A 21,573-nucleotide genomic window follows, 5' to 3' on the forward strand; every position below is an offset into this window, starting at 1 on the left:
TGTCAGTAAAAAACTTTCGCCAAATTTGGCGAAAGTTTTTAATTTTATTTTATTAGAAGATTAATAAATCATGGTCAGTATGAGTGAAGCTTTCACAACCATTATCAGTTACATAAAGGCAATCCTCAATACGAACGCCCACTTTACCAGGAATATAAATTCCAGGCTCATTAGAGAAACACATTCCTTCTTGAATGACGAGGTCATTTCCGGCTACAATTGATGGATACTCATGAACATCCATTCCAATACCATGCCCAAGACGATGGTTGAAGTATTCACCATAACCTGCTTTAGTAATCAAATCACGAGCAACCGCATCAACTTCTTGAGCAGTCACACCTGGTTTGATGAAGTCCATTGCCGCTTGTTGGGCCTCTTTAACAATCTTATGGATTTCAGCATCAAAATCATTAGGTTGACCAATAGCAATAGTACGTGTTGCATCAGATGCATAGCCGCCACTCATCACTCCCAAGTCAAAGAGCAGAAGCTTATTTTCTTGAATTTCGACATTTTCAGGTCCTCCATGAGGATTTGCTGCGCGAGCACCTGATAGTACTAACGTATCAAATGACATTTGAGGAACACCCATACGTTTCATTTCGTATTCAATCTTTGCGACAATGTCAGATTCAGTGACACCATGACGTTCGGCAGCAGTAGCAAAACCAATTTCAAAACACTTATCAGCAAAATCCCCAGCAATTTTCATTTTTTCAATTTCATCTGCTGATTTAATCAAACGCATCCGTTCAATTAATGGAGTCAAGTTCACAAAATTAATATCACCAAATTGTGCTTTTAAACCTTCTGTTTTAGCTAAAGGAATATCTGAGAACTCAACAGCAATTGATTTGACTTCTGATTTTACATGGTTTTTAACAACTTCCCAAGGGTTTTGAGAATCGTCATAACCAAAAATATCTAGGCCACTTGTATGTTCTTTAGCTTTTTCAACTTCCAAGGCAGGGGTGAATAACATAGGGTTAGAATCTCTGAAAATCATCAAACCAGCAATTCGTTCATGGGGATCAATTGCTAGCCCTGTTAGATAATTTAGAGTTGTCGGATTAGTGATGAAAGTCATATCGACTTCTTTATCATTCAGAAAGGCTGAAATACGTTCAATTTTGCTCAAAATGGTTCCTCCAATATTAATGAAAATAAGTTTTCTAAATTCTCCTGAAAATAAAAAACATTATATATCCATTCTACGCTATTTTTATTGAAAAATCACGTAAAAAAACACACTTGAAGGTTGAAAAGGTTTACAGTTCATGATATAATTTGTAAATGAAAATGGTTTTCATAAATACTATGAATAAAAAGAAAAGAAAGAGGATAGCCAAATATGGTAGAATCAACAACAACAATTTATGATGTGGCACGTGTCGCCGGAGTCTCAATGGCAACCGTTAGTCGCGTTGTAAATGGAAATGCAAATGTGAAGGAAAAGACGCGCCAGAAGGTTTTAGAAGCTATTGCTGAGCTTGACTATCGTCCTAACGCTGTGGCACGTGGACTTGCAAGTAAACGAACAACAACGGTCGGTGTTATCTTGCCAACCATCACTTCAACATACTTCGCAGCTATTACCCGCGGAGTTGATGATATCGCTTCCATGTATAAATACAACATGATTTTAGCTAATAGTGATAATGATGTTGAAAAAGAAGAAAAAGTTTTAGAAACTTTCTTGTCAAAACAAGTAGACGGAATTGTTTATATGGGTTCATCATTAGATGAAAAAATTAGAACTTCCCTTAAAAATTCAAGAACACCTGTTGTTTTAGTAGGAACAATTGATGGGGATAAAGAAATTCCATCAGTTAATATTGATTACCATTTGGCTGCTTACCAATCAACAACTAAATTAATCGAAAATGGAAATAAGAAAATTGCTTACATCATGGGTTCATTGAAAGATGTTGAAAACACTGAACGTATGGTTGGTTATCAAGAAGCTTTACTTGAAGCAAAAATTGAGTTTGATGAAAATCTTGTTTTTGAAGGTAATTATAGCTACGAACAAGGCAAATCACTTGCTGAACGCTTACTTGAAAGAGGAGCAACCTCTGCAGTTGTTTCACATGATACGGTAGCCGTTGGTCTCTTGTCTGCGATGATGGATAAAGGAGTTAAAGTTCCTGAAGAATTTGAAATCATTTCTGGTGCAAACTCACCAATTACTCAATATACTTATCCAACATTAACTTCTGTTAATCAACCGCTTTATGATTTAGGGGCTGTAGCAATGCGTCTTTTGACAAAATTAATGCTTAAAGAAGATGTTGAGCAAAACCAATTAGTCTTGGACCATGAAATCATTTCTCGTCGCTCAACTAAATAAAAATTAAGCCCAATTAGGGGCTTTTTTTATTTAAAGTAAAAAGTATTTGACATTTACAAGAAAAGTCGCAATAATAGATAGACAATAGAAAATGACTTTATCTTAAAATCGATAAGGTTTCAAGGAGTTTGATATGCAAGAGTTAGATTTAATTATTGTTGGAGCTGGTCCTGTTGGTCTTTATGCGGCTTTTTATGCAGGAATGCGTGGTTTATCGGTTGCAATAATTGAATCAGCGCAAGTTGCAGGCGGTCAGCCACAAAATCTCTACCCTGAAAAATTAATCTATGATATCGCTGGTTTACCCGCTGTGACTGGAGCTGATTTAACGAAAAATCTTTTAGAACAATTGGCACAAATTTCTCATCGCCTTTTTCTTGGAGAGAGCGTTCAAAAAATTGAAAAAGAAGATGGAATTTTTTCTGTAATTACCGATAAATCAAATAGAAAAGCCAAAGCAGTATTACTAACAACCGGAGCAGGACTTTTAAAGCCTCGAAAATTAGGAATTGATAATGAAGAAAACTTAGCAAATGAAGGAAAAATTTCTTACTTTATCACTTCACTAAAAGAATTTGAAGGGAAAAATGTTGCTGTCTTTGGTGGGGGAGATTCAGCTTTAGACTGGTCATTAATGCTAGAAAAAGTGGCTAAAGAAGTTCATTTGGTTCACAGAAGAACTGCCTTTCGTGGCCATGAAATGACAGTTGATCGAGTGATGAACTCTGGTATTCAAGTTCACACCCCTTATACTTTTTCAAATTTTAATGAGAATGATTTAGAACTAAAAAAAGTGAAGGCTGAAGAAAATTTGAATTTTTCCATTGATAAAATCTTAGTTAATTATGGTTTTTTAACGAATCAGGTGAGCCTAGCTGAAAACTTAGAGGTCAGTCGTAATGGTCGTGTTAAGGCCGATTCAATGATGCAATCTAATATTGAAGGACTTTATGTTGCGGGAGATGCAAGTGATTATGCTGGGAAAATGCCTTTAATGTCTGTCGGTTTTGGTGAGGCGGTACATGCAATTAATGCCATGACGAAAAATCTTGAATTTGATCACCCACTCAGAGGGGGACATTCGTCATCTATTTTTTAATTTTTAATATAAAAAACGTATTCCAAGGGATACGTTTTTATGATATTCAGTATAATACTCGCTTGTCCGTGGTTATTTGGAAGTTCTTATGCGAACTTCCTTGTTACCTCATTAGTCTCTCAATAAGAGACTGAGATTCTCGTTTTGCTGGCATAGTCTATGGAGTACGATATAAGATTGTTTCGTCTTACAGGCTATGGTATAATAGAGAAAGAAAATGTGACTAAAGCTTAGGTTTATTTGTGTAAATTAGTTTGGTCTGCTAGGTTTCCTTGAAAAAGGTAAGAAAAAATAAATTAGGAATTTTTATGATATTAAATTTGATTATTTTAGTGGCCTTGATTTGGGCTTTTATGGTTGGTTATTCACGAGGCTTGATATTACAAGTCATTTATAGTTTAGGAACCTTACTTGCGGCCTTTATTGCCGCAAATAATTATAAAGAATTAGCTCAACAACTCAGTGTTTGGGTTCCTTTCTCTAATGCGACGCAAAATTCACATCTCTTGCTTTTTAGTGATAAACTTCTTTTCCAATTGGATGAAGCCTTTTATGCGAGTATAGCTTTTTTGGCAATTTTTGTAGTCGTTTATCTTATTGTTCGTCTTATAGGTCTCTTTTTGCATTTTGCACTCAGTCCTTTAGGAAAAAACGGGAAGATTATTGCTGGAGTTTTAGGCTTTGCAGCAACTTATTTCGGATTACAAATGCTACTTACGGCACTTAGTTTAGTTCCAATTGCCACTGTACAAAGTCAGCTGGATGCTAGCTTTCTAGCACGTTTTATGGTTTTACACACACCGATTTCATCAGGAATCTTGCAAAACCTGTTTATTGAAAATATTGTCCATATTAATCCACTCGGATAAGTTTAGGGACAAATCTACAAAAATAAATTGAAATATAACTATAATGAATAAAAAAATTCTCCAAATATTGGAATATGATAAAGTCAAAGAGCAGTTTATGAATGCTTTGACGACAGCGCAGGGTCAGAAAGAATTATCTGACTTAGTCCCCTTGACCGATAAAGATAAGATTCAGCTCCTTTTTGATGAGGTTGCTGATTTTCGCTTATTGACTCAAGAAAATGGTTTGTTAAATTTAGGGAAAACAAATGATTTAACTGAGATTCTGCGACGCTTGGAGCTTGAAGCGAGTCTTTCAGGCAAAGAATTTGTTGAAATAAAAAAAGTGATTCAACTTGGAATCAATATCCAACGTTTTTTTGACGAAGCTGAAAATGTTGAAACACCATCACTAAATATTACTTTAGAAAAATTGGTTGATTTATCAGGGCTGATTAAGAAATTAGAAATCTTTGATAATGCCGGTAGTCTTTACGATAATGCAAGTCTGGAATTGATGCACATTCGTGCCTCTATCAAGAGTCATCAGTCAGAAATTCGTAAAATTATGCAAGAAATGCTGACAAAAAATCTCTCATCTTTGAGTGAAAATGTCATCACTATTCGAAATGACCGTCAAGTTCTTCCTGTAAAAGCAGAAAATAAAAATAAAATTGCCGGAGTCGTTCATGATATGTCCGCTTCTGGTCAAACGCTTTATATTGAACCGAATGCGGTAGTTTCACTTAATAATAAGCTTAATCAAAAACGAATTGAAGAACGACAAGAAATTACAAGAATTTATAGAGAACTTGCTGAAGAATTAAAACCTTATAGTTTTGATATTCGGCAAAATGCTTGGCTGATTGGACATATTGACTTTGTTCGGGCAAAATATCTTTATTTGACAGCTAATAAGGCAAGCTTGCCTGCTTTAACAAATGATAAAGATATTATCTTGTTTGCCGCTCGTCATCCTTTGATTGATGCAAAAATGGTTGTGGCAAATGATATTAAATTTGACAGAACACTCAATACAATTGTCATTACGGGGCCGAATACAGGTGGTAAAACTATTACCCTGAAAACAGTTGGTTTACTTACTATTTTAGCTCAATCAGGTTTGCCAATTTTAGCGGATGATGGCAGCCGTATTCATCTTTTTGATGACATTTTTGCTGATATTGGGGATGAACAATCCATTGAACAAAGTTTGTCAACTTTCTCAAGTCATATGACGAATATTGTACAAATTTTAGCTCAGGCTGATGAAAATAGTTTGGTCTTGTTTGATGAACTTGGAGCAGGGACTGACCCGAAAGAAGGGGCAGCACTTGCGATTGCCATTCTTGAAAATTTACGAAAACGAAATGTTAAAACAATGGCAAGTACCCACTATCCAGAGCTGAAAGCTTATGGTGTGGAAACTCAGCAAGTCATCAATGCCAGTATGGAATTTAACATTGATAAAATGCAGCCAACTTATCATTTGCAACTTGGTGTGCCAGGACGTTCAAATGCTTTAGAGATTTCTAGACGATTGGGCTTACCTGAAACAATTATCTCTGAGGCCAGCCAACAAATCTCTGAGAGCGAACATGATGTCAATCAAATGATTGAAAAGTTGGAAGAAAAAACGCGTGAAGTCATTGAAAGTTCAAGAAATATCAAAAAAATTGAACGAGAAAATCAAAGTTTACATAAAGATTTGACGAAAGTTTATAACCAAATTAACCGCGAACGTGACTTTGAATTAGAAAAAGCCCAAAAAGAAGCTCAAGAAGTAGTTAAAAAAGCGAGTCTTGAGGCTCAAGAAATCTTGAAAAATCTTAATGATAAAGCGGCATTGAAGCCCCATGAAATCATCGCTGCTAGAAAAGAACTTGAGGGCTTAGCGCCAACCATTGATTTTTCTAAAAACAAGGTTTTGAAAAAAGCCAAGGCACAACGAGGTCTTAAGCAAGGGGCTGAGGTCAATGTTACTTCTTATGGTCAGCGCGGAAAATTGATTCGTTTAGAAAAAGATGGCCGTTGGACAGTCCAAATGGGTTCAATTACTACTCGTTTAAGTGAAGAAGAGTTTGAAGTCATTGAGACTCCTGAACAAATTCAAGCAAAAACTAAAAATGTCAGCAAAAAAGTAACTTCTAAGGTCAAAGCACAGCTAGATTTACGTGGGATGCGTTATGAAGAAGCAGAACTGGAATTGGACAATTATATTGATCAGGCTTTACTTGCAAATCTAATTCAAATTACGATTGTTCATGGGATTGGAACAGGTGTCATTCGAGAAATGGTTCAGAAAAAACTTCAAAAACATCGTCATATCAAATCTTATGAATATGCGCCAATCAATGCTGGAGGCTCTGGAGCAACCATTGCCATTTTGAAATAAAAAATAAAGTATCTGAAAATCTATTTCCTTGAAATTTTAAGTGATTTACACTAGAATAGTCTTACTGAAGAAAATTATTTCAATGAAGGAGATATAATGGAATATAATATTACTGATGCAACGTTTGATGAAGAAACAAAAGAAGGGCTTGTTTTGATTGACTTTTGGGCAACTTGGTGTGGTCCATGTCGTATGCAAGCGCCTATTTTGGAACAACTTTCAGAAGAACTTGATGAATCAGAACTTAAGATTTGCAAAATGGATGTTGATGAAAATCCAGCAACAGCTCAAGGATTTGGCATTATGTCTATTCCAACATTGATGTTCAAAAAAGATGGTGAAGAAGTAAAACGTATTGTTGGGGTTCAAACGAAAGCTCAACTTAAAGCCGTAATTGCTGAATTATCATAATAAAATTTACTGACAGAATTTTTCTTATTGAAATAAAGGCTGTCAGTATTTTTTTATCTTCTATTATTGTGGAAATTCTGTTAGCAAAACTGTGCTATAGTCCTACTTTTGCTGGAAAGTCTGTCAGTAATATGAACGTGACAAATTGGTTGAAAAATGCTATGATTGAGGAAGAAAATTTTCAAAAATCAAAGATTAAGCACTTAGAAATAGAGCTTAAAAAAACGATAAGGAGTTTGAGATGTCAAAGAAAAAAGATACAGAACTTGAAATCATTGATACAGCTGATGGAGCTGTTATCAAAAGTGGGAAAAAAACAATTGCTGAAATTAAAGAAAAATCAGGAAATTTTGTGGTCAGTCTTTCTGGAAAAGAAATTGCGACAGTGTCTTCATTTGAAGCTGCTTTAGAAGAAGCAATCAAGGAATATAATCTTTCAATTTAAAGAGATTATAAAAAATTATTGATATTTCTTTGAAATAAATAAGTTAAAACTTGAAATTTATGAGGGTTTTTGGTAAAATATTTCTTGTCGTCATCAAGCGATCTTGGGGTATAGCCAAGCGGTAAGGCAAGGGACTTTGACTCCCTCATGCGTTGGTTCGAATCCAGCTACCCCAGTAAAAAAACTTTAAAGGAAACGTTGTTTCCTTTTTTCTTTTTACTAAAATATGCTAGAATAGGGGAAAGCATTTATGAAAATGTAAGGAGAAGTTTATGAGAAGAACAAAAATTGTTGTTCCAATAATGCTGACAGAGTTAACAGAGCTTGAGAAAGTTTCTGTCAGTGATTATCATTCAGCAGATATTGTTGAATGGCGTGCCGATTTTTTGTCAGCAGATGATATTTTTGAGATGGCCCCTAAATTCTTTGAAAAATTTAAAGAGAGCAAGATTCTATTTACTTTAAGAACGGTCAGAGAAGGTGGAAATATTCAGGTTTCTGAGAAAAAATATTTACAGATTTTACAAGAAATTTTAAAGTTTGATCCAGATTATATTGATGTTGAATATTTCAGTCATGGGCCTTCATTTGCTGCTTTAAAGAATTATCGCGAAAAAATTGTCCTTTCATATCATAACTTTGATGAAGTTCCGACCGATTTGACCAGTCGTTTGATTAAAATGCATGAAGAAGGAACGGCTTTTGTGAAAGTGGCTGTGATGCCTGAACGTGAATGTGATGTGCTTGATTTATTGCAGATTACTCGCGATATGACTTTAGAATATGGAAATCATTTTATCAGCATGGCAATGGGTGATTTGGGACGTCTTTCAAGAATTTCAGGTTATTTGACGGGATCTTGTTGGACTTTTGCGAGTCTGGAAAACTCAAGCGCTCCTGGGCAAATTTCACTAAAGGAAACAGTAGAGATTTTGGATCTTTTAGAAAATGAGTTGGCTTAAGGATTGAATGCTTATTGTTCGGTTTCGACAGATAATATTTTTACTTTTATTAATATTGACAGAAATCTCCAAAGGCATTAGACTTGAAAATGATATAATAGTTAGTGAAAAAGAACCTTTCGTTCATTAGAAGATTAAAAATATAGGAATAATTTACTGACAGCTCTAAGGGCAGCACCGAGGGAATTCTGTCAGTAACAAAAGGAGTAAAAAGTGGTTATTAGTCGTTATTCACGTCCAGAAATGGCAGAAATTTGGTCAGAAGAAAACAAGTATAAAGCATGGCTTGAAGTCGAAATTCTTGCAGATGAAGCTTGGGCAGAGCTTGGAGAAATCCCAGTAGCTGATGTGAAAAAAATTCGTGAAAAGGCAACTTTTAATGTTGAACGTATTCTTGAAATTGAAAAAGAAACTCGTCATGATGTGGTAGCTTTCACACGTTCTGTCAGTGAATCATTGGGTGAAGAACGTAAATGGGTCCATTACGGTCTAACATCAACAGACGTTGTGGATACAGCTTATGGCTATCTTTACAAACAAGCCAATGATATTTTACGCAAGGACTTGCAAAATTTCACAGAAATTGTGAAGACTAAGGCTTTGGAACATAAGTATACGGTCATGATGGGGCGTACACACGGGGTTCATGCAGAACCAACAACTTTTGGTTTGAAATTAGCCACTTGGTACAGCGAAATGAAACGGAACATTGAACGCTTTGAACATGCGGCTAAAGCTGTTGAAGCTGGGAAAATTTCTGGTGCTGTGGGAACATTTGCCAATATTCCTCCATTTGTTGAAGCTTATGTCTGTGAAAAATTAGGAACTCGTCCACAAGAAATTTCAACACAAGTTTTGCCACGTGATTTGCACGCAGAATACTTCCAAACATTGGCGTTAATTGCGACTTCTATTGAACGCATGGCAACAGAAATCCGTGGATTACAAAAATCTGAACAACGTGAAGTTGAAGAATTCTTTGCTAAAGGTCAAAAAGGTTCCTCAGCAATGCCACACAAACGTAACCCCATTGGCTCTGAAAATATGACAGGACTTGCTCGTGTTATTCGTGGACATGCGATTACAGCTCTTGAAGATGTTAGCCTTTGGCATGAGCGGGACATTTCTCACAGTTCTGCTGAACGGATCATTGCCCCAGATACAACAGAATTATTAGATTATATGCTCAATCGTTTTGGCAATATTGTTAAAAATTTGACGGTCTTTCCAGAAAATATGAAACGAAATATGGATGCGACTTTTGGTTTGATTTACAGTCAACATGTCATGTTAATGTTGATTGAAAAAGGAATGACTCGTGAAGCTGCTTATGATTTAGTTCAACCATTGACTGCAAAATCATGGGATGAGCAAGTCATGTTTAGACCATTGCTTGAAGAAAATGAACAAATTCGTCACTATTTGAATGATGAAGATATTGATAAAGCTTTTGATTATAACTATCATTTGACTCGTGTAGATGAAATTTTTAACCGTGTCTTTGATTGATTTAAAAGGCCTACTGAAAAGTAGGTTTTTTTGTTATTAAAACGAAATATAAAAAGGATTGACAAAATAAATGAAAACGGATACAATTATACATGTAAATGTGAGAACGTTCCCACAATTGAAAGGAGGAAGCCATGGCCACAATTAAACAAGTTGCACTTGAAGCAGGTCTTTCAAAGTCTACAGTTTCGCGTTTCATTGCTCAAAATGGGTATGTCAGTGATGAAGCCAGAAAGAAAATAGAAGAAGCGATAAAAAAATTAAATTTTACCCCTAACCTCTCTGCTCAGTCTTTAAAAACAAAGAAGAATCAACTCGTTGGTTTGCTTTTGCCAGATATTTCCAATCCCTTCTTTCCCATGCTTGCAAAGGGGGCAGAAGAATTTTTAAAAGAAAAAGGCTATCGAGTGATGCTTGGTAATATTGGTGAAAATCATCAATCAGAACATGATTACTTGAAAGTCCTCTTACAAAGTAATGCGGCAGGTATTATTTCAACTCATGATTTTAAAGAAGAATTTCCTGATTTGGATATTCCATCAGTCATTGTGGACCGAGTTGGACATAAAAGTAACTATGGTGTTTTTTCGGATAATGAATCAGGCGGACGCTTAGCAGCAAAAGTTATTGTAGAGGCTGGAGCCAAAAATGTTGCTGTGGTTAGTGGCCCTTTGAATGCCACAAATATTAATAATCGTTTTAAAGCAAGTATTGCTTATTTAAAAGAAAAGAAAGTTGATTTTAAAGCCTTTTACAGTCAAAGTTATGATTTTGAAGAAATCCAGAAAGAGGCGCGAGAAGTTCTTGCTAATAAAGAAAATTTTGATAGTATCATTGCACCGTCAGATATTCACGCCATGGCTTATATTCATGAAATCCATCGATTAGATAAGAAGATTCCTGAGGAAATTCAAATTATTGGTTATGATGATATACAAATGAGCCAATTTATTTATCCAGCCCTTTCAACTATTCATCAATCTGCATACCAAATGGGACTTGAAGCGGCTCAACTTATTTATAAAATAGCAACTGATCAGCCTATCGAGAAATCAAAGATTGAGCTACCTGTTCATTATGTAGCGCGTGAAACAATTCGACAAAAAGGAAAAGAATGAGGAAAAATTAATGACAAAAGTAAGTGTTGTAGGAAGTATTTCCATGGATTTAGTGACAAGCACAAAAAGAGTTCCACAAGCAGGTGAAACAGTTTTTGGAGAAAATTTTGCGATGGTTCCTGGTGGCAAGGGAGCAAATCAAGCCGTTGCTTTTGCTAGATTAGCTCCCCATGATGTAAATATGATTGGAGCAGTTGGAAATGATGCTTTTGGAGAAACTATTCTAAAAAACTTCAAAGAAAATGCTGTTCTTTTTGATGGTGTGGGAACGGTACCACAAACGACAGGGATTGCCCAAATTACTTTATTTGATGACGATAATCGAATTATCATTATTCCTGGGGCCAATAATGAAGTCCTTCCTGATTATTTAGAGAATTTCTGGGAGAAAATTAAAGACAGTCAACTTGTGGTCTTACAAAATGAAATCCCTCATGAAACTAACCTTGCAGTTGCTAAATTTTGTAAAGAAAATGCGATAAAAGTCCTTTATAATCCAGCTCCAGCAAGAAAAACAGATTTAGAAATGATTGAATTAGTAGATTACATCACACCTAATGAACACGAATGTAAGGAGCTTTTTCCGAATGAGCCTCTGGAGGAAATTCTTGCTAAATATGCGAATCGCCTGATTGTCACTTTAGGAAGTGAAGGAGTGATTTTCCATGATGGTAATGAGGTTCAAAAAATTCCAGCAATTAAAGCTAAAGTGGTAGATACGACGGGAGCAGGGGATACATTCAATGGAGCTTTTGCTTTTGGACTGACCGAAAATCTATCAATCGCTGATTCTATCCAATTGGCAGTGGTTGCTTCCCATTTATCTATTCATAAATTTGGTGCTCAAGGTGGAATGCCAAGTCTAGCAGAAGTTGAAGATAAATTAAAAGAGCTTAAGCTTAATTTTTATAAGAAAAAGAAAGGACTTTGAATTTATGAAAAAAGAAGGAATATTAAATAGTGAGCTTGCAAAAATCGCTGATGATTTGGGACATACTGACCAAGTTTGTATTGGAGATTTAGGCTTACCGGTACCATCAGGTGTCAAAAAAATTGATTTAGCACTGACACGTGGAAAACCTACTTTTCAAGAAGTTTTGGATATTTATTTAGAAAATATTCTAGTTGAAAAGATTTATCTTGCTGACGAGATAAAAGAAAATAATCCTGAGCAGCTAAAAATTTTACTGACAAAGCTGTCAGCAGATGTTGAAGTTGTTTTTGTCAGTCATGAGACCTTAAAATTAATGAATCATGAAGTCAAAGCAGTTGTAAGAACAGGAGAAAATACACCTTATTCTAATATTATTTTACAATCAGGTGTTGCTTTGTGAAAAAGGAGGAAGTCAATTTTGAAAATAGAAATGAAGAACATTTCTAAATCATTTGGAACCAACAAAGTTCTCGAAGCAATTGATTTAACTATCAATTCTGGAGAAGTTCATGCCTTAATGGGGGAAAATGGTGCTGGAAAATCCACGCTAATGAATATTCTGACTGGACTTTTCCCAGCTTCTGGTGGAGAAATTGAGATTGATAAGGAGGATAAAACTTTCAAGAATCCTCAAGAGGCAGAAGGATTTGGCATTAGCTTTATTCATCAGGAAATGAATACATGGCCTGATTTAACAGTCTTAGAGAACCTTTTTCTTGGTAGAGAAATAAAAAATAAATTTGGTGTTTTAGATACAAAAGCTATGCGTAAAAAAGCTACTTTTGCTTTTGAACAATTGGGAGTAACTATTGATTTAGATAAAGAAATCGGGAACTTGTCAGTTGGTCAGCAACAAATGGTTGAAATTGCTAAAAGTTTTTTATCTGATTTGAAAATTTTGATTATGGATGAACCGACAGCCGCGTTGACAGAAAGAGAAACAGAACGTTTATTTTCAGTTATCGCAGGCCTTAAAGCACAAGGCGTTGGTATTATTTATATTTCTCACCGAATGGAAGAAATTTTTAAGATTACCGATTGTGTGACAGTTATGCGTGATGGTTTGGTCATCGATACTAAAAAAACAAAAGAGACAAATGTTGATGAGTTAGTTCGGAAAATGGTTGGTCGCTCAATTACAGATTATTATCCCCAAAAAAATGCTGAAATTCGAGAAATTGTATTCGAAGCAGAAAATTTATCCACAGCTGACTTTAAAAATATTTCTTTTTCAGTTCGTTCAGGTGAAATCCTTGGTTTTGCAGGACTCATGGGAGCTGGTAGAACCGAGGTCATGCGAGCAATTTTTGGAATTGACAAGCTAAAATCAGGCACAATAAAAATTAATGGAAAGAGCCTAACGATCAATAACCCAGCACAAGCAATCAAAGCAGGAATTGGCTTTTTAACCGAAGACCGAAAAGATGAAGGGCTTGTTCTTGATTTTTCAATAAAAGATAATATTACTCTGCCAAGTACAAAGGACTTTATCCATCACGGACTCTTCGATGATAAAACTGCAACAACTTTCGTTAAACAACTTTCTGAGCGACTCAATGTTAAAGCAACAGATGAAGAACAAATGGTTGGCTCATTATCAGGAGGGAATCAACAAAAAGTTGTCCTTGCCAAATGGATTGGAATTGCACCTAAAGTATTAATTTTAGATGAACCAACACGTGGAGTCGATGTAGGAGCCAAACGAGAGATTTATCAATTGATGAATGAACTCGCAGAACGTGGGGTTCCAATCATTATGATTTCCAGTGATTTACCTGAAATACTTGGTGTCGCTGACCGAATTGCAGTCATGCACGAAGGTAAAATAGCCGGGTTTTTAAATAAAAAAGAAGCAACACAAGAAAATGTGATGCAACTCGCAACAGGAGGAAAATGAGTGTGAAAGTTTTAGCTCAAAAATTCAGTTCTTTAACAACAATGATTGCTCTAATTGTCTTGATGATTATCATTACATGTATCAATCCCAACTTCATGACGGCAAATAATTTACTCAATTTGCTTTTACAAGTAACGGCCAATGGTTTTATTGCTTTCGGGATGACATTTGTAATTCTGACTTCTGGAATTGACTTGTCAGTTGGTGCAATTTTAGCCCTCTCAAGTGCAGTTTCTGCAGGTTTTATTGCCCAAGGAATGCCATTGCCACTTGCCGTACTTTGTGCCTTAATTATTGGAGCCTTTCTCGGGGCGATTAATGGGGCACTTATTGCCTATGGGAAACTGGCACCTTTCATTGTAACTTTAGCCACTCAAATGGTCTATCGCGGAGCAACACTTGTTTTTACTGACGGTAATCCAATTACTAAACACATGGATGGCTATTTCTTAGCCTATATTGGACAAGGTTATTTACTTGGTATTCCTTTCCCTGTTATTTTAATGATTCTTGTTTTCATTATTTTATGGATTTTACTTCATAAAACAGCCTTTGGTAAATCAGTCTATGCTCTTGGTGGAAATGAAAAAGCAGCTTATATTTCAGGGATCAAGCTCAATAAAGTAAAAATCGCAATTTATACTTTATCTGGAGCGATGTCGGCAATTTCTGGTTTAATCATCAGTTCTCGTTTATCATCAGCGACGCCACAAGCAGGTTCTGGTTATGAAATGTACGCGATTGCTGCGGTTGTCCTTGGTGGAACGTCTTTAATGGGTGGGAAAGGTCGAATGTTTGGAACTATGATTGGGGTACTAATCATTGGTGTTCTAAATAACGGCTTAAATATTATCGGTGTATCAGCCTTTTGGCAACAAGTTATCCAAGGATTAGTTATTCTCGTTGCGGTTCTTATCGATGTCATTCGTAGCAAACGGAAATAGGAGAGTTGAATATGAAATTAGTAAAAAAATTAACTTTTGCCCTTGTAGCTACTTTAGCAGTCTCAACTTTGACCGCATGTAGTCTTTATACCGGAATTCCCGGTCGTGATGGAAAAGAAAAAGTAGAAGAGGTCGCACACAAGAAAGCAAATGAATTAAATATTGGTGTTTCTATTTCAACAACGAACAATCCCTACTTTGTTTCGATGAACAATGCCATAAAATCAATGGCCAAAGAAAAAAATACAAAATTAACTGTCTCTGATGCTCAAAATGATTCGGCAACTCAACTCAATAATGTCCAAAATTTCATCAGTCAAAATGTAGATGCGATTTTAATTAATCCTGTTGATTCTGATGCGATTGTCCCAGCGATTAAAGCTGCCAATAATGCTCATATTCCAGTAATTGCTATGGATAGAGGAGCAAATGGTGGAACTGTTTTAACAACGGTGGCTTCTGATAATGTTGCAGCAGGTAAAATGGCTGCTCAAGCGGTTGAAAAATTGGTTGGGAAAAATGTAAAAGTTCTCGAACTTTCAGGAACACCAGGTGCTTCAGCAACTATAGACCGTGGAAAAGGATTTAATAGTGAAGCTAAGACCTTAGGATTAAATATATTATCAAGTCAATCTGCAAATTTTGACCGGACTACTGGTTTGAATACCACTCAAAATATGCTGCAATCTCATAAAGATGTTCAAGCAATCTTTGCACAAAATGATGAAATGGCACTGGGAGCAGCTAAGGCTGTTCAAGCAAGTGGACAAAAAATTGCTATTTTTGGAATTGATGGTGAATCTGAGACGCATGATGCCATAAAAGCAGGAACGATGACCGCGACAATTGCTCAACAACCAGCTAAGATTGGTGAAATGGCTTTGCAAGCTACCTATGATTATTATCAAGGAAAGAAAATTGCTTCAGTGATTAATTCGCCAATTTATCTTGTGGATAAAGATAATGTTGATGAACACCAATGGTAAAAAATAAAAAACTCTGTCGCTAGGATAGAGTTTTTTAGTTCTAAAAATGCAGATGAATAATGAATAAAATTATAAATTTGTTCAAGTGATATTTTCAAACTTCGCAAAAAGTAAAATTTATAATATAATAGATAGCTGGGGCTCTTTTAAGGTTGCGAAACAAAAAAAAGAGTTTATCCTCTAAAAAAAGGAGAAAAAATGGGAGAAAATACTGTTCCTCAAAAATCTAGTGATAATGTGGGCTCAATAGTGGCTTTAATGGTTGCCCTATTGGTAGCAATCTTTGCTTTTCAGCTTAATGCTTCAATGCTCTCGCCTGCTTTGGTTACCATGCAGGCTCAATTACATACGACAGCTTCGTCAATAGCACTGACACAAACCATCTTTTTTACAGCTGCGGCCTTATTTGCTTTATTTTTGCCTCGTTTGGCAGATTTGATTGGACGAAAAAAAGTTCTGATTGGGATGCTTACCTTAACAATGATTGGTTGTCTTATTTCTGGATTTGCGACTAATGTAGGAATTTTGATGATTGGTCGTATCTTACAAGGTGCTGCTGGACCTGTAGTTCCACTTTGTTTAATCATCTTGCACGTGAAAGTGCGTGATGAGAAGAGATATGCAAAATTAATGGCTATACTCACTTCAATTAATGGTGGAATTGCTGGAGTTGATGCCTTAGCAGGTGGCTGGTTAGTGAGCCATGGTGGTTTCCGTTCTGTATTTTTTGTTATGGGAATTACGGCAGCACTTGCTATTCTTTTAGTAAGTTTTGGAACGCAAGAGTCAACTGCAAAAGATACGCCAAAAATGGATTGGACTGGAGTCATCCTTTTAGTAGTAGCAATGGGTGCTCTCTTGAGTGCGGTGAATGCTTTGCAAGGAAGCTTTGGAAATCTTGGACTTCCTAATTGGCTTTTAGCTTCAATCTTGGCTCTTTTGGGTCTGATTTGTTTCGTTGGATTTTGGCAAGTGGAAAAACGAGTGAACCATCCGATGGTTCCTATTCATTATTTGAAGCAAAGAAGAACATGGGGATTATTAATTACAACTCTATTAACAATGACTGGTGTTTTTGCAATTATGAATGGAATTATTCCAGCTTTAGGTCAAGATGGTAAGTTTGGTTTGGGACTTGGGGCAGATATGGTTTCTCTTGTCACCCTTACTCCTTATGCGCTTGCTGGCTTATTCTTTGGTCCTGTTTCAGGCTTCTTGGCCGCTCGCTTTGGTTTTGCGAAGGTCCTTCGAGTGGGGCTTTTAACGACGATTATCGGAATAGTTTTGGCTGTTGCTGGAGTGCTACAACCTTCAATCTGGCTTTTATTGTTGGTATCTACCTTCATTGGGATTACCTATGCTGGGATAACAAATATTATGTTAAATGGTCTCGGAATTGTGCTTTCACCAGAGGATAATCCAGGCTATCTTCCGGGATTAAATGCTGGAATGTTTAATCTGGGAGCTGGTCTCAGCTTCATTATTTTATATGCTGTACCAACAGTTTTACATACGAGTGTTGGTGGAAGCAGTTCTGGTTATATTTCTGGGATTGTCACAGGATTGATTCTTGTTATTATTGCTTTCTTTACTTCGTTTTTGATTCCAGATTCTAAGACTGTAAAATAAACCTTGAATAAATATTAATTTATTACTCATCAAAAAACTCTGACGGAATTCCGGCAGAGTTTTTTTATTCTGGTAAATTATCAAAGTATTCTGGGAAAGCTTTTAAAACTGCCATTTCTTCATCAAACATTAAGTGTAAGTGCTTGGCAGCAGCAGCAACGGCTTTTTCTCCATCGTGATTTTCGACGGCCTTTAAAATTTCCTTGTGTTGTTCAATCAAGGTATTCCATGGTAAATCAGAAATCGCAAGACGCAGCCAACGGAATCGGTTGAATTGAATATTAATGGTTTGAAGCCAGTCCCAAACCTGAGCGTGATTGGTCATCAAATAAAAGGTTTTATGAAATTCCTCATCAGCATTAAAAAAATTGTGATATTCAGCATTGGCAGCATATTTTTCTTGAAGTTCAATGGCATCGCGTGCTTGATTTAGCAAAAGACTATTATTTAAAGAAGCTGCCTCAGCAACTATTTTAGCTTCAAGGTTTTCTCGAATGAATCGAGCATTAATTGCTGCATCTAAATCAATTTTTGTGACGTAAGTTCCTGATTGAGGAATGCTATAAATGAGTCCATCACGGCGTAAACGAAGAAGTGCTTCTCTAACAGGCGTTCGACCGAGTTGTAAATCAATTTCGATATTTTTTTGTGAAATCTTTTGTCCAGGACGATATTCATTCCGGAGAATTTTACCTGTAATTTGCTTATAGGCTTGATTCTGTAGATTAAAATTCAATTCATTCATTCTGTAATTATAGCACAGCCAGTAGGTCGAAACAAGGTTTCAAGCTGTGAGCCTTTTTTTAATTCTGACCGAGTGAAACAAGGTCAATAAATTTCCTTTTTTTATTAGCTTTTACTTAGGGTAATGTTCCGTTATGTCAGAGTTGAAAATGACTAAAAGGGACGTTTTTATTAAAGAGATACATCGTCTATTCCTTTTTTTGTTTTGTCTTTCAGGACACTGAATTGAAGGGGATAATGATAAAGTAGGGCAAGTCTAAAATCAAATCATCAAGGCAATGCTGTAAAACATTGTCTTTTTTTTAATATATCCTTGACAACGGTTTCTTAAAAGTGATATACTAGTTTTTGTAAACGAGAAACTGATATATCACTTTTGAATTAAAGGAGAAATAATGGTGAAATTGCTTGATAATTACTTGGAAAAAAGCGAGAGATTTGCGGAGGCAAAGATTAATATTCCAAAGTTTGACCAAGGAAAAGTCGCAGAATCAACAACAGATAATCCGGTCTGGGTTCATTTTGGTGGAGGAAATCTTTTTAGATGTTTTCATGCGGTTGTCGCGCAAGACTTGTTAAATCAAGGAGAACTGAACTCTGGGATTATTGTTGCTGAAACTTATGATGATGAGGTCATTGAGAAAATCTATCATGCTTATGATAATCGTTTTCTATCAGTAACAATGAAATCGGATGGAACTTTTGATAAAGAATTAATTGCTTCTGTTTCCGAAAGTTTTTATTTTAATTCTGAAAATACCGAAGGTTGGGCCCATTTAACAAAAGTATTTGAAAATCCATCTTTGCAATTCACAACTTTTTCAATTACAGAAAAAGGTTATTCACTTCGTGATTCCAAAGATCAATTGACGCCTTTGGCACTTGAAGATATGCAAGGAAGAAGTAAGCCCAAAACCAATATGGGCGCAATTACTTATCTCCTTTATTCAAGATTTAAAGCTGGTAAATTTCCGATTGCCATGGTCAGTACAGATAATTTTTCAGAAAATAGTTTGAAATTGCAGGAAGCGATTTTGACCATTGCTAAGGCTTGGGTTGAAAATGAAATCGTAGAACAAGATTTCTATGATTATCTAATCAATCCTAAGAGAGTAAGTTTTCCTTGGTCAATGATTGACCGAATCACTCCCAATCCGTCTGAAAAAGTAGCAGAATTACTGACAGCTGATGGTTTTGAGGATACAGAAATTTTACATAGTCAAAAACATACAAATATCGCTCCTTTTGTTAATACGGAAGAAGTTCATTATTTGGTGATTGAAGATGCCTTTCCAAACGGGAGACCTGCCTTAGAAAAAGCAGGAGTTATTTTGACTGACCGTGAGACGGTAAATGATGCTGACCAGATGAAAGTTACAGCTTGTTTGAACCCTCTTCATACTGCTTTAGCTATTTTTGGAAGCTTGTTAGATTATCATTCAATTTGGGAAGAAGTTGCTAATCCAGACTTGTTAGCACTTATTAAAAATTTGGGCTATGGTGAGGCTTTGCCTGTGGTTAAGAATCCGAAAATTATTAATCCGACAGAGTTTATTGACCAGTTATTAACTAAGCGTTTGCCAAATAAAAATATTCCAGATACGCCACAAAGAATTGCGGCAGATACGTCACAAAAAATTCCTGTTCGCTATGGGGTAACGATTGGCCACTATATTGCCAACCCAAGATTTTCTGTCAAAGAATTGGAATTTATTCCATTAGTCATTGCAGCTTGGTGTCGTTATTTAATCGGAATTAATGATGAGTTAGAAAGTTTTTCTCCAAGTCCTGACCCACTTCTTGAAGAATTGCAAAGTTATCTTACCAAAGTAAAATTAGATGGTAGTCAAAAAGAAATTCATGAAATTTTGAAACCCATCTTATCTAATCATCAAATTTTCCCACATGAGATGTATCAAACGGGCTTAGCAGAAAAAATTGAGACTTACTTTGAAGAGATGATTCAAGGCAAAGGGGCTGTACTTGCGACGCTACAAAATGCTCTAAAAAAACATGGGAAAAATTACTGACAGATGCTCAGATTATGAGTTGTCAGTAAAAATAAACTTAAAAATTACTGACAGAAAGTTTATGTAGGACCTGACAGTAAAAATTACTGACAATATGAGTCAATTAAAAGAAAGGAAAGTAAATTCTGACACTGACAGAATTTGCAATGTATAAAAATGGAAATGACAATGCGTTGGTTTGGTTCAAATGCAGATAAGGTAGAACTTTCTGAAATTGCCCAAGTTCCAGGTGTTAAAGGAGTTGTTGGAATGATTATGGATATTCCAGCAGGAGAAGTTTGGCCCAAAGAGAGAATTAAGGCTCTTAAAGAGGAAATTGAAGCCGCAGGTTTAAGTTTAAAAGTAATTGAATCTGTCAATATTCATGATGATATTAAAATTGGCTTGCCAACTCGTGATAAATATATTGAGAACTATAAAGAAACGATTCGTAATCTTGCTGAATTTGGAATTGAGGTCATTTGTTATAACTTCATGCCTGTATTTGACTGGCTGAAATCAGATTTGGATTATCGTTTAGCTGATAATTCGCAAACGATGGCTTTTGTTGCTGGGGACATTCCAGAAAATCCTCAAGAAATTATTGACCGTGTTCAAGCGGCCGATGGTGGCTTTTCACTCCCAGGTTGGGAACCAGAAAGATTGTCAGAAGTGAAAGACCTCTTTGAAGCCTACAAAAATGTCGATGAGCATAAATTGCGTGAAAACTTTGCCTACTTTCTAAAAGCAATCATTCCCACTTGTGAAGAAGTCGGAATTAAAATGGCGGTTCACCCAGATGACCCACCATATCCTATGTTTGGTCTCCCTCGTGTTGTGAAAAATCGTGAGGATTTAGATTGGATTTGTAATGTTGTAGATAGTCCATCAAATGCAATCACCCTTTGTACCGGTTCAATTGCCGAAGATCCAGCCAATAATGTCTATGAAATTATGGCCGAATTTGTCAAAAGAGACCGGATTCCTTTTGCACATGTGCGAAATATCAAATTTTTGCCAAGTGGTGAAAAAGATTTTTACGAAGCTCCTCATATGTCGGAGTATGGTTCCCTTGATATGTATAAAATACTGAAAGCCATGTATGATAATGGTTTTGATGGATATATTCGTCCAGACCATGGTCGAATGATTTGGGGAGAAACAGGACGTCCAGGCTATGGCTTATATGACCGTGCACTTGGGGCAAGTTATCTTAATGGGCTTTGGGAGGCTCTTGAAAAAAATAATCAGTAAATAAAAGTTTTATGAAGGAATCTATTTTAAAGAACT

At 35.9% G+C, this 21,573-nt stretch carries 19 protein-coding genes and 1 tRNA gene; 18 read left to right on the forward strand and 2 right to left on the reverse strand.

Annotation, left to right across the window (positions count from 1 at the left end):
- Positions 1-52: 52 nt before the first annotated feature.
- Complete coding sequence (locus tag RSC39_RS04140) at positions 53-1,141, reverse strand: Xaa-Pro peptidase family protein (protein WP_063281115.1); 1,089 nt, start codon at positions 1,139-1,141, stop codon at positions 53-55.
- Between the two features lie 213 nt (positions 1,142-1,354).
- Here RSC39_RS04140 and ccpA point away from each other — a divergent pair, with 213 nt between their 5' ends.
- From ccpA to RSC39_RS04220, 16 genes are all read left to right on the forward strand, one after another.
- A complete protein-coding gene (gene ccpA, locus RSC39_RS04145; RefSeq protein WP_332535318.1) occupies positions 1,355-2,353 on the forward strand; it encodes a catabolite control protein A in 999 nt (332 codons plus the stop codon).
- A 133-nt stretch (positions 2,354-2,486) separates the two neighbouring features.
- Entirely contained in the window at positions 2,487-3,452 is a 966-nt protein-coding gene (locus RSC39_RS04150) for an NAD(P)/FAD-dependent oxidoreductase (RefSeq protein WP_332535320.1), read from the forward strand.
- A gap of 308 nt (positions 3,453-3,760) precedes the next feature.
- The gene (locus RSC39_RS04155; RefSeq protein WP_011834758.1) at positions 3,761-4,321 is read left to right on the forward strand and encodes a CvpA family protein; all 561 of its coding nucleotides are present in this window, start codon (positions 3,761-3,763) and stop codon (positions 4,319-4,321) included.
- A 43-nt stretch (positions 4,322-4,364) separates the two neighbouring features.
- Positions 4,365-6,695 (forward strand): endonuclease MutS2, encoded by a 2,331-nt coding sequence (locus tag RSC39_RS04160; RefSeq protein ID WP_043735416.1) that lies wholly within the window; start codon positions 4,365-4,367, stop codon positions 6,693-6,695.
- A gap of 96 nt (positions 6,696-6,791) precedes the next feature.
- On the forward strand, positions 6,792-7,106 hold the full coding sequence (gene trxA / locus RSC39_RS04165) for a thioredoxin (RefSeq protein WP_003129442.1): 315 nt from the start codon (positions 6,792-6,794) through the stop codon (positions 7,104-7,106).
- A gap of 241 nt (positions 7,107-7,347) precedes the next feature.
- A complete protein-coding gene (locus RSC39_RS04170; RefSeq protein ID WP_011676547.1) occupies positions 7,348-7,551 on the forward strand; it encodes a DUF2969 family protein in 204 nt (67 codons plus the stop codon).
- A gap of 104 nt (positions 7,552-7,655) precedes the next feature.
- Positions 7,656-7,727, forward strand: a tRNA-Gln gene (locus RSC39_RS04175).
- Between the two features lie 96 nt (positions 7,728-7,823).
- On the forward strand, positions 7,824-8,513 hold the full coding sequence (gene aroD / locus RSC39_RS04180) for a type I 3-dehydroquinate dehydratase (protein ID WP_011834761.1): 690 nt from the start codon (positions 7,824-7,826) through the stop codon (positions 8,511-8,513).
- A 213-nt stretch (positions 8,514-8,726) separates the two neighbouring features.
- Positions 8,727-10,022, forward strand: a complete 1,296-nt coding sequence (gene purB / locus RSC39_RS04185; RefSeq protein ID WP_011676545.1) for an adenylosuccinate lyase — start codon at positions 8,727-8,729, stop codon at positions 10,020-10,022.
- A 134-nt stretch (positions 10,023-10,156) separates the two neighbouring features.
- Positions 10,157-11,140, forward strand: a complete 984-nt coding sequence (locus RSC39_RS04190; RefSeq protein WP_021037595.1) for a LacI family DNA-binding transcriptional regulator — start codon at positions 10,157-10,159, stop codon at positions 11,138-11,140.
- 10 nt (positions 11,141-11,150) lie between these two features.
- Positions 11,151-12,071 carry a ribokinase gene (rbsK, locus tag RSC39_RS04195; RefSeq protein WP_332535325.1) on the forward strand — a complete coding sequence of 307 codons (921 nt, stop codon included), beginning with the start codon at positions 11,151-11,153 and terminating at the stop codon, positions 12,069-12,071.
- A gap of 4 nt (positions 12,072-12,075) precedes the next feature.
- A complete protein-coding gene (gene rbsD, locus RSC39_RS04200; RefSeq protein ID WP_063281121.1) occupies positions 12,076-12,474 on the forward strand; it encodes a D-ribose pyranase in 399 nt (132 codons plus the stop codon).
- Between the two features lie 18 nt (positions 12,475-12,492).
- Positions 12,493-13,971, forward strand: a complete 1,479-nt coding sequence (locus RSC39_RS04205; protein ID WP_081196131.1) for a sugar ABC transporter ATP-binding protein — start codon at positions 12,493-12,495, stop codon at positions 13,969-13,971.
- Between the two features lie 2 nt (positions 13,972-13,973).
- On the forward strand, positions 13,974-14,915 hold the full coding sequence (locus RSC39_RS04210; RefSeq protein ID WP_041168731.1) for a sugar ABC transporter permease: 942 nt from the start codon (positions 13,974-13,976) through the stop codon (positions 14,913-14,915).
- 11 nt (positions 14,916-14,926) lie between these two features.
- A complete protein-coding gene (locus RSC39_RS04215) occupies positions 14,927-15,901 on the forward strand; it encodes a substrate-binding domain-containing protein (RefSeq protein ID WP_332535328.1) in 975 nt (324 codons plus the stop codon).
- Between the two features lie 198 nt (positions 15,902-16,099).
- Complete coding sequence (locus tag RSC39_RS04220; protein ID WP_332535330.1) at positions 16,100-17,530, forward strand: MFS transporter; 1,431 nt, start codon at positions 16,100-16,102, stop codon at positions 17,528-17,530.
- A gap of 64 nt (positions 17,531-17,594) precedes the next feature.
- Here the strand turns inward: RSC39_RS04220 and RSC39_RS04225 are convergent, their stop codons facing one another.
- Positions 17,595-18,275 (reverse strand): GntR family transcriptional regulator, encoded by a 681-nt coding sequence (locus tag RSC39_RS04225; protein WP_011676494.1) that lies wholly within the window; start codon positions 18,273-18,275, stop codon positions 17,595-17,597.
- Between the two features lie 394 nt (positions 18,276-18,669).
- Here RSC39_RS04225 and RSC39_RS04230 point away from each other — a divergent pair, with 394 nt between their 5' ends.
- On the forward strand, positions 18,670-20,304 hold the full coding sequence (locus tag RSC39_RS04230; RefSeq protein WP_332535333.1) for a mannitol dehydrogenase family protein: 1,635 nt from the start codon (positions 18,670-18,672) through the stop codon (positions 20,302-20,304).
- Positions 20,305-20,460: 156 nt separating this feature from the next.
- Positions 20,461-21,537, forward strand: a complete 1,077-nt coding sequence (uxuA, locus tag RSC39_RS04235) for a mannonate dehydratase (RefSeq protein ID WP_046124003.1) — start codon at positions 20,461-20,463, stop codon at positions 21,535-21,537.
- The last annotated feature ends 36 nt before the right edge of the window (positions 21,538-21,573 follow it).

The sequence above is a fragment of the Lactococcus sp. genome (genome assembly GCF_036648155.1).
Lineage (GTDB): Bacteria > Bacillota > Bacilli > Lactobacillales > Streptococcaceae > Lactococcus > Lactococcus cremoris.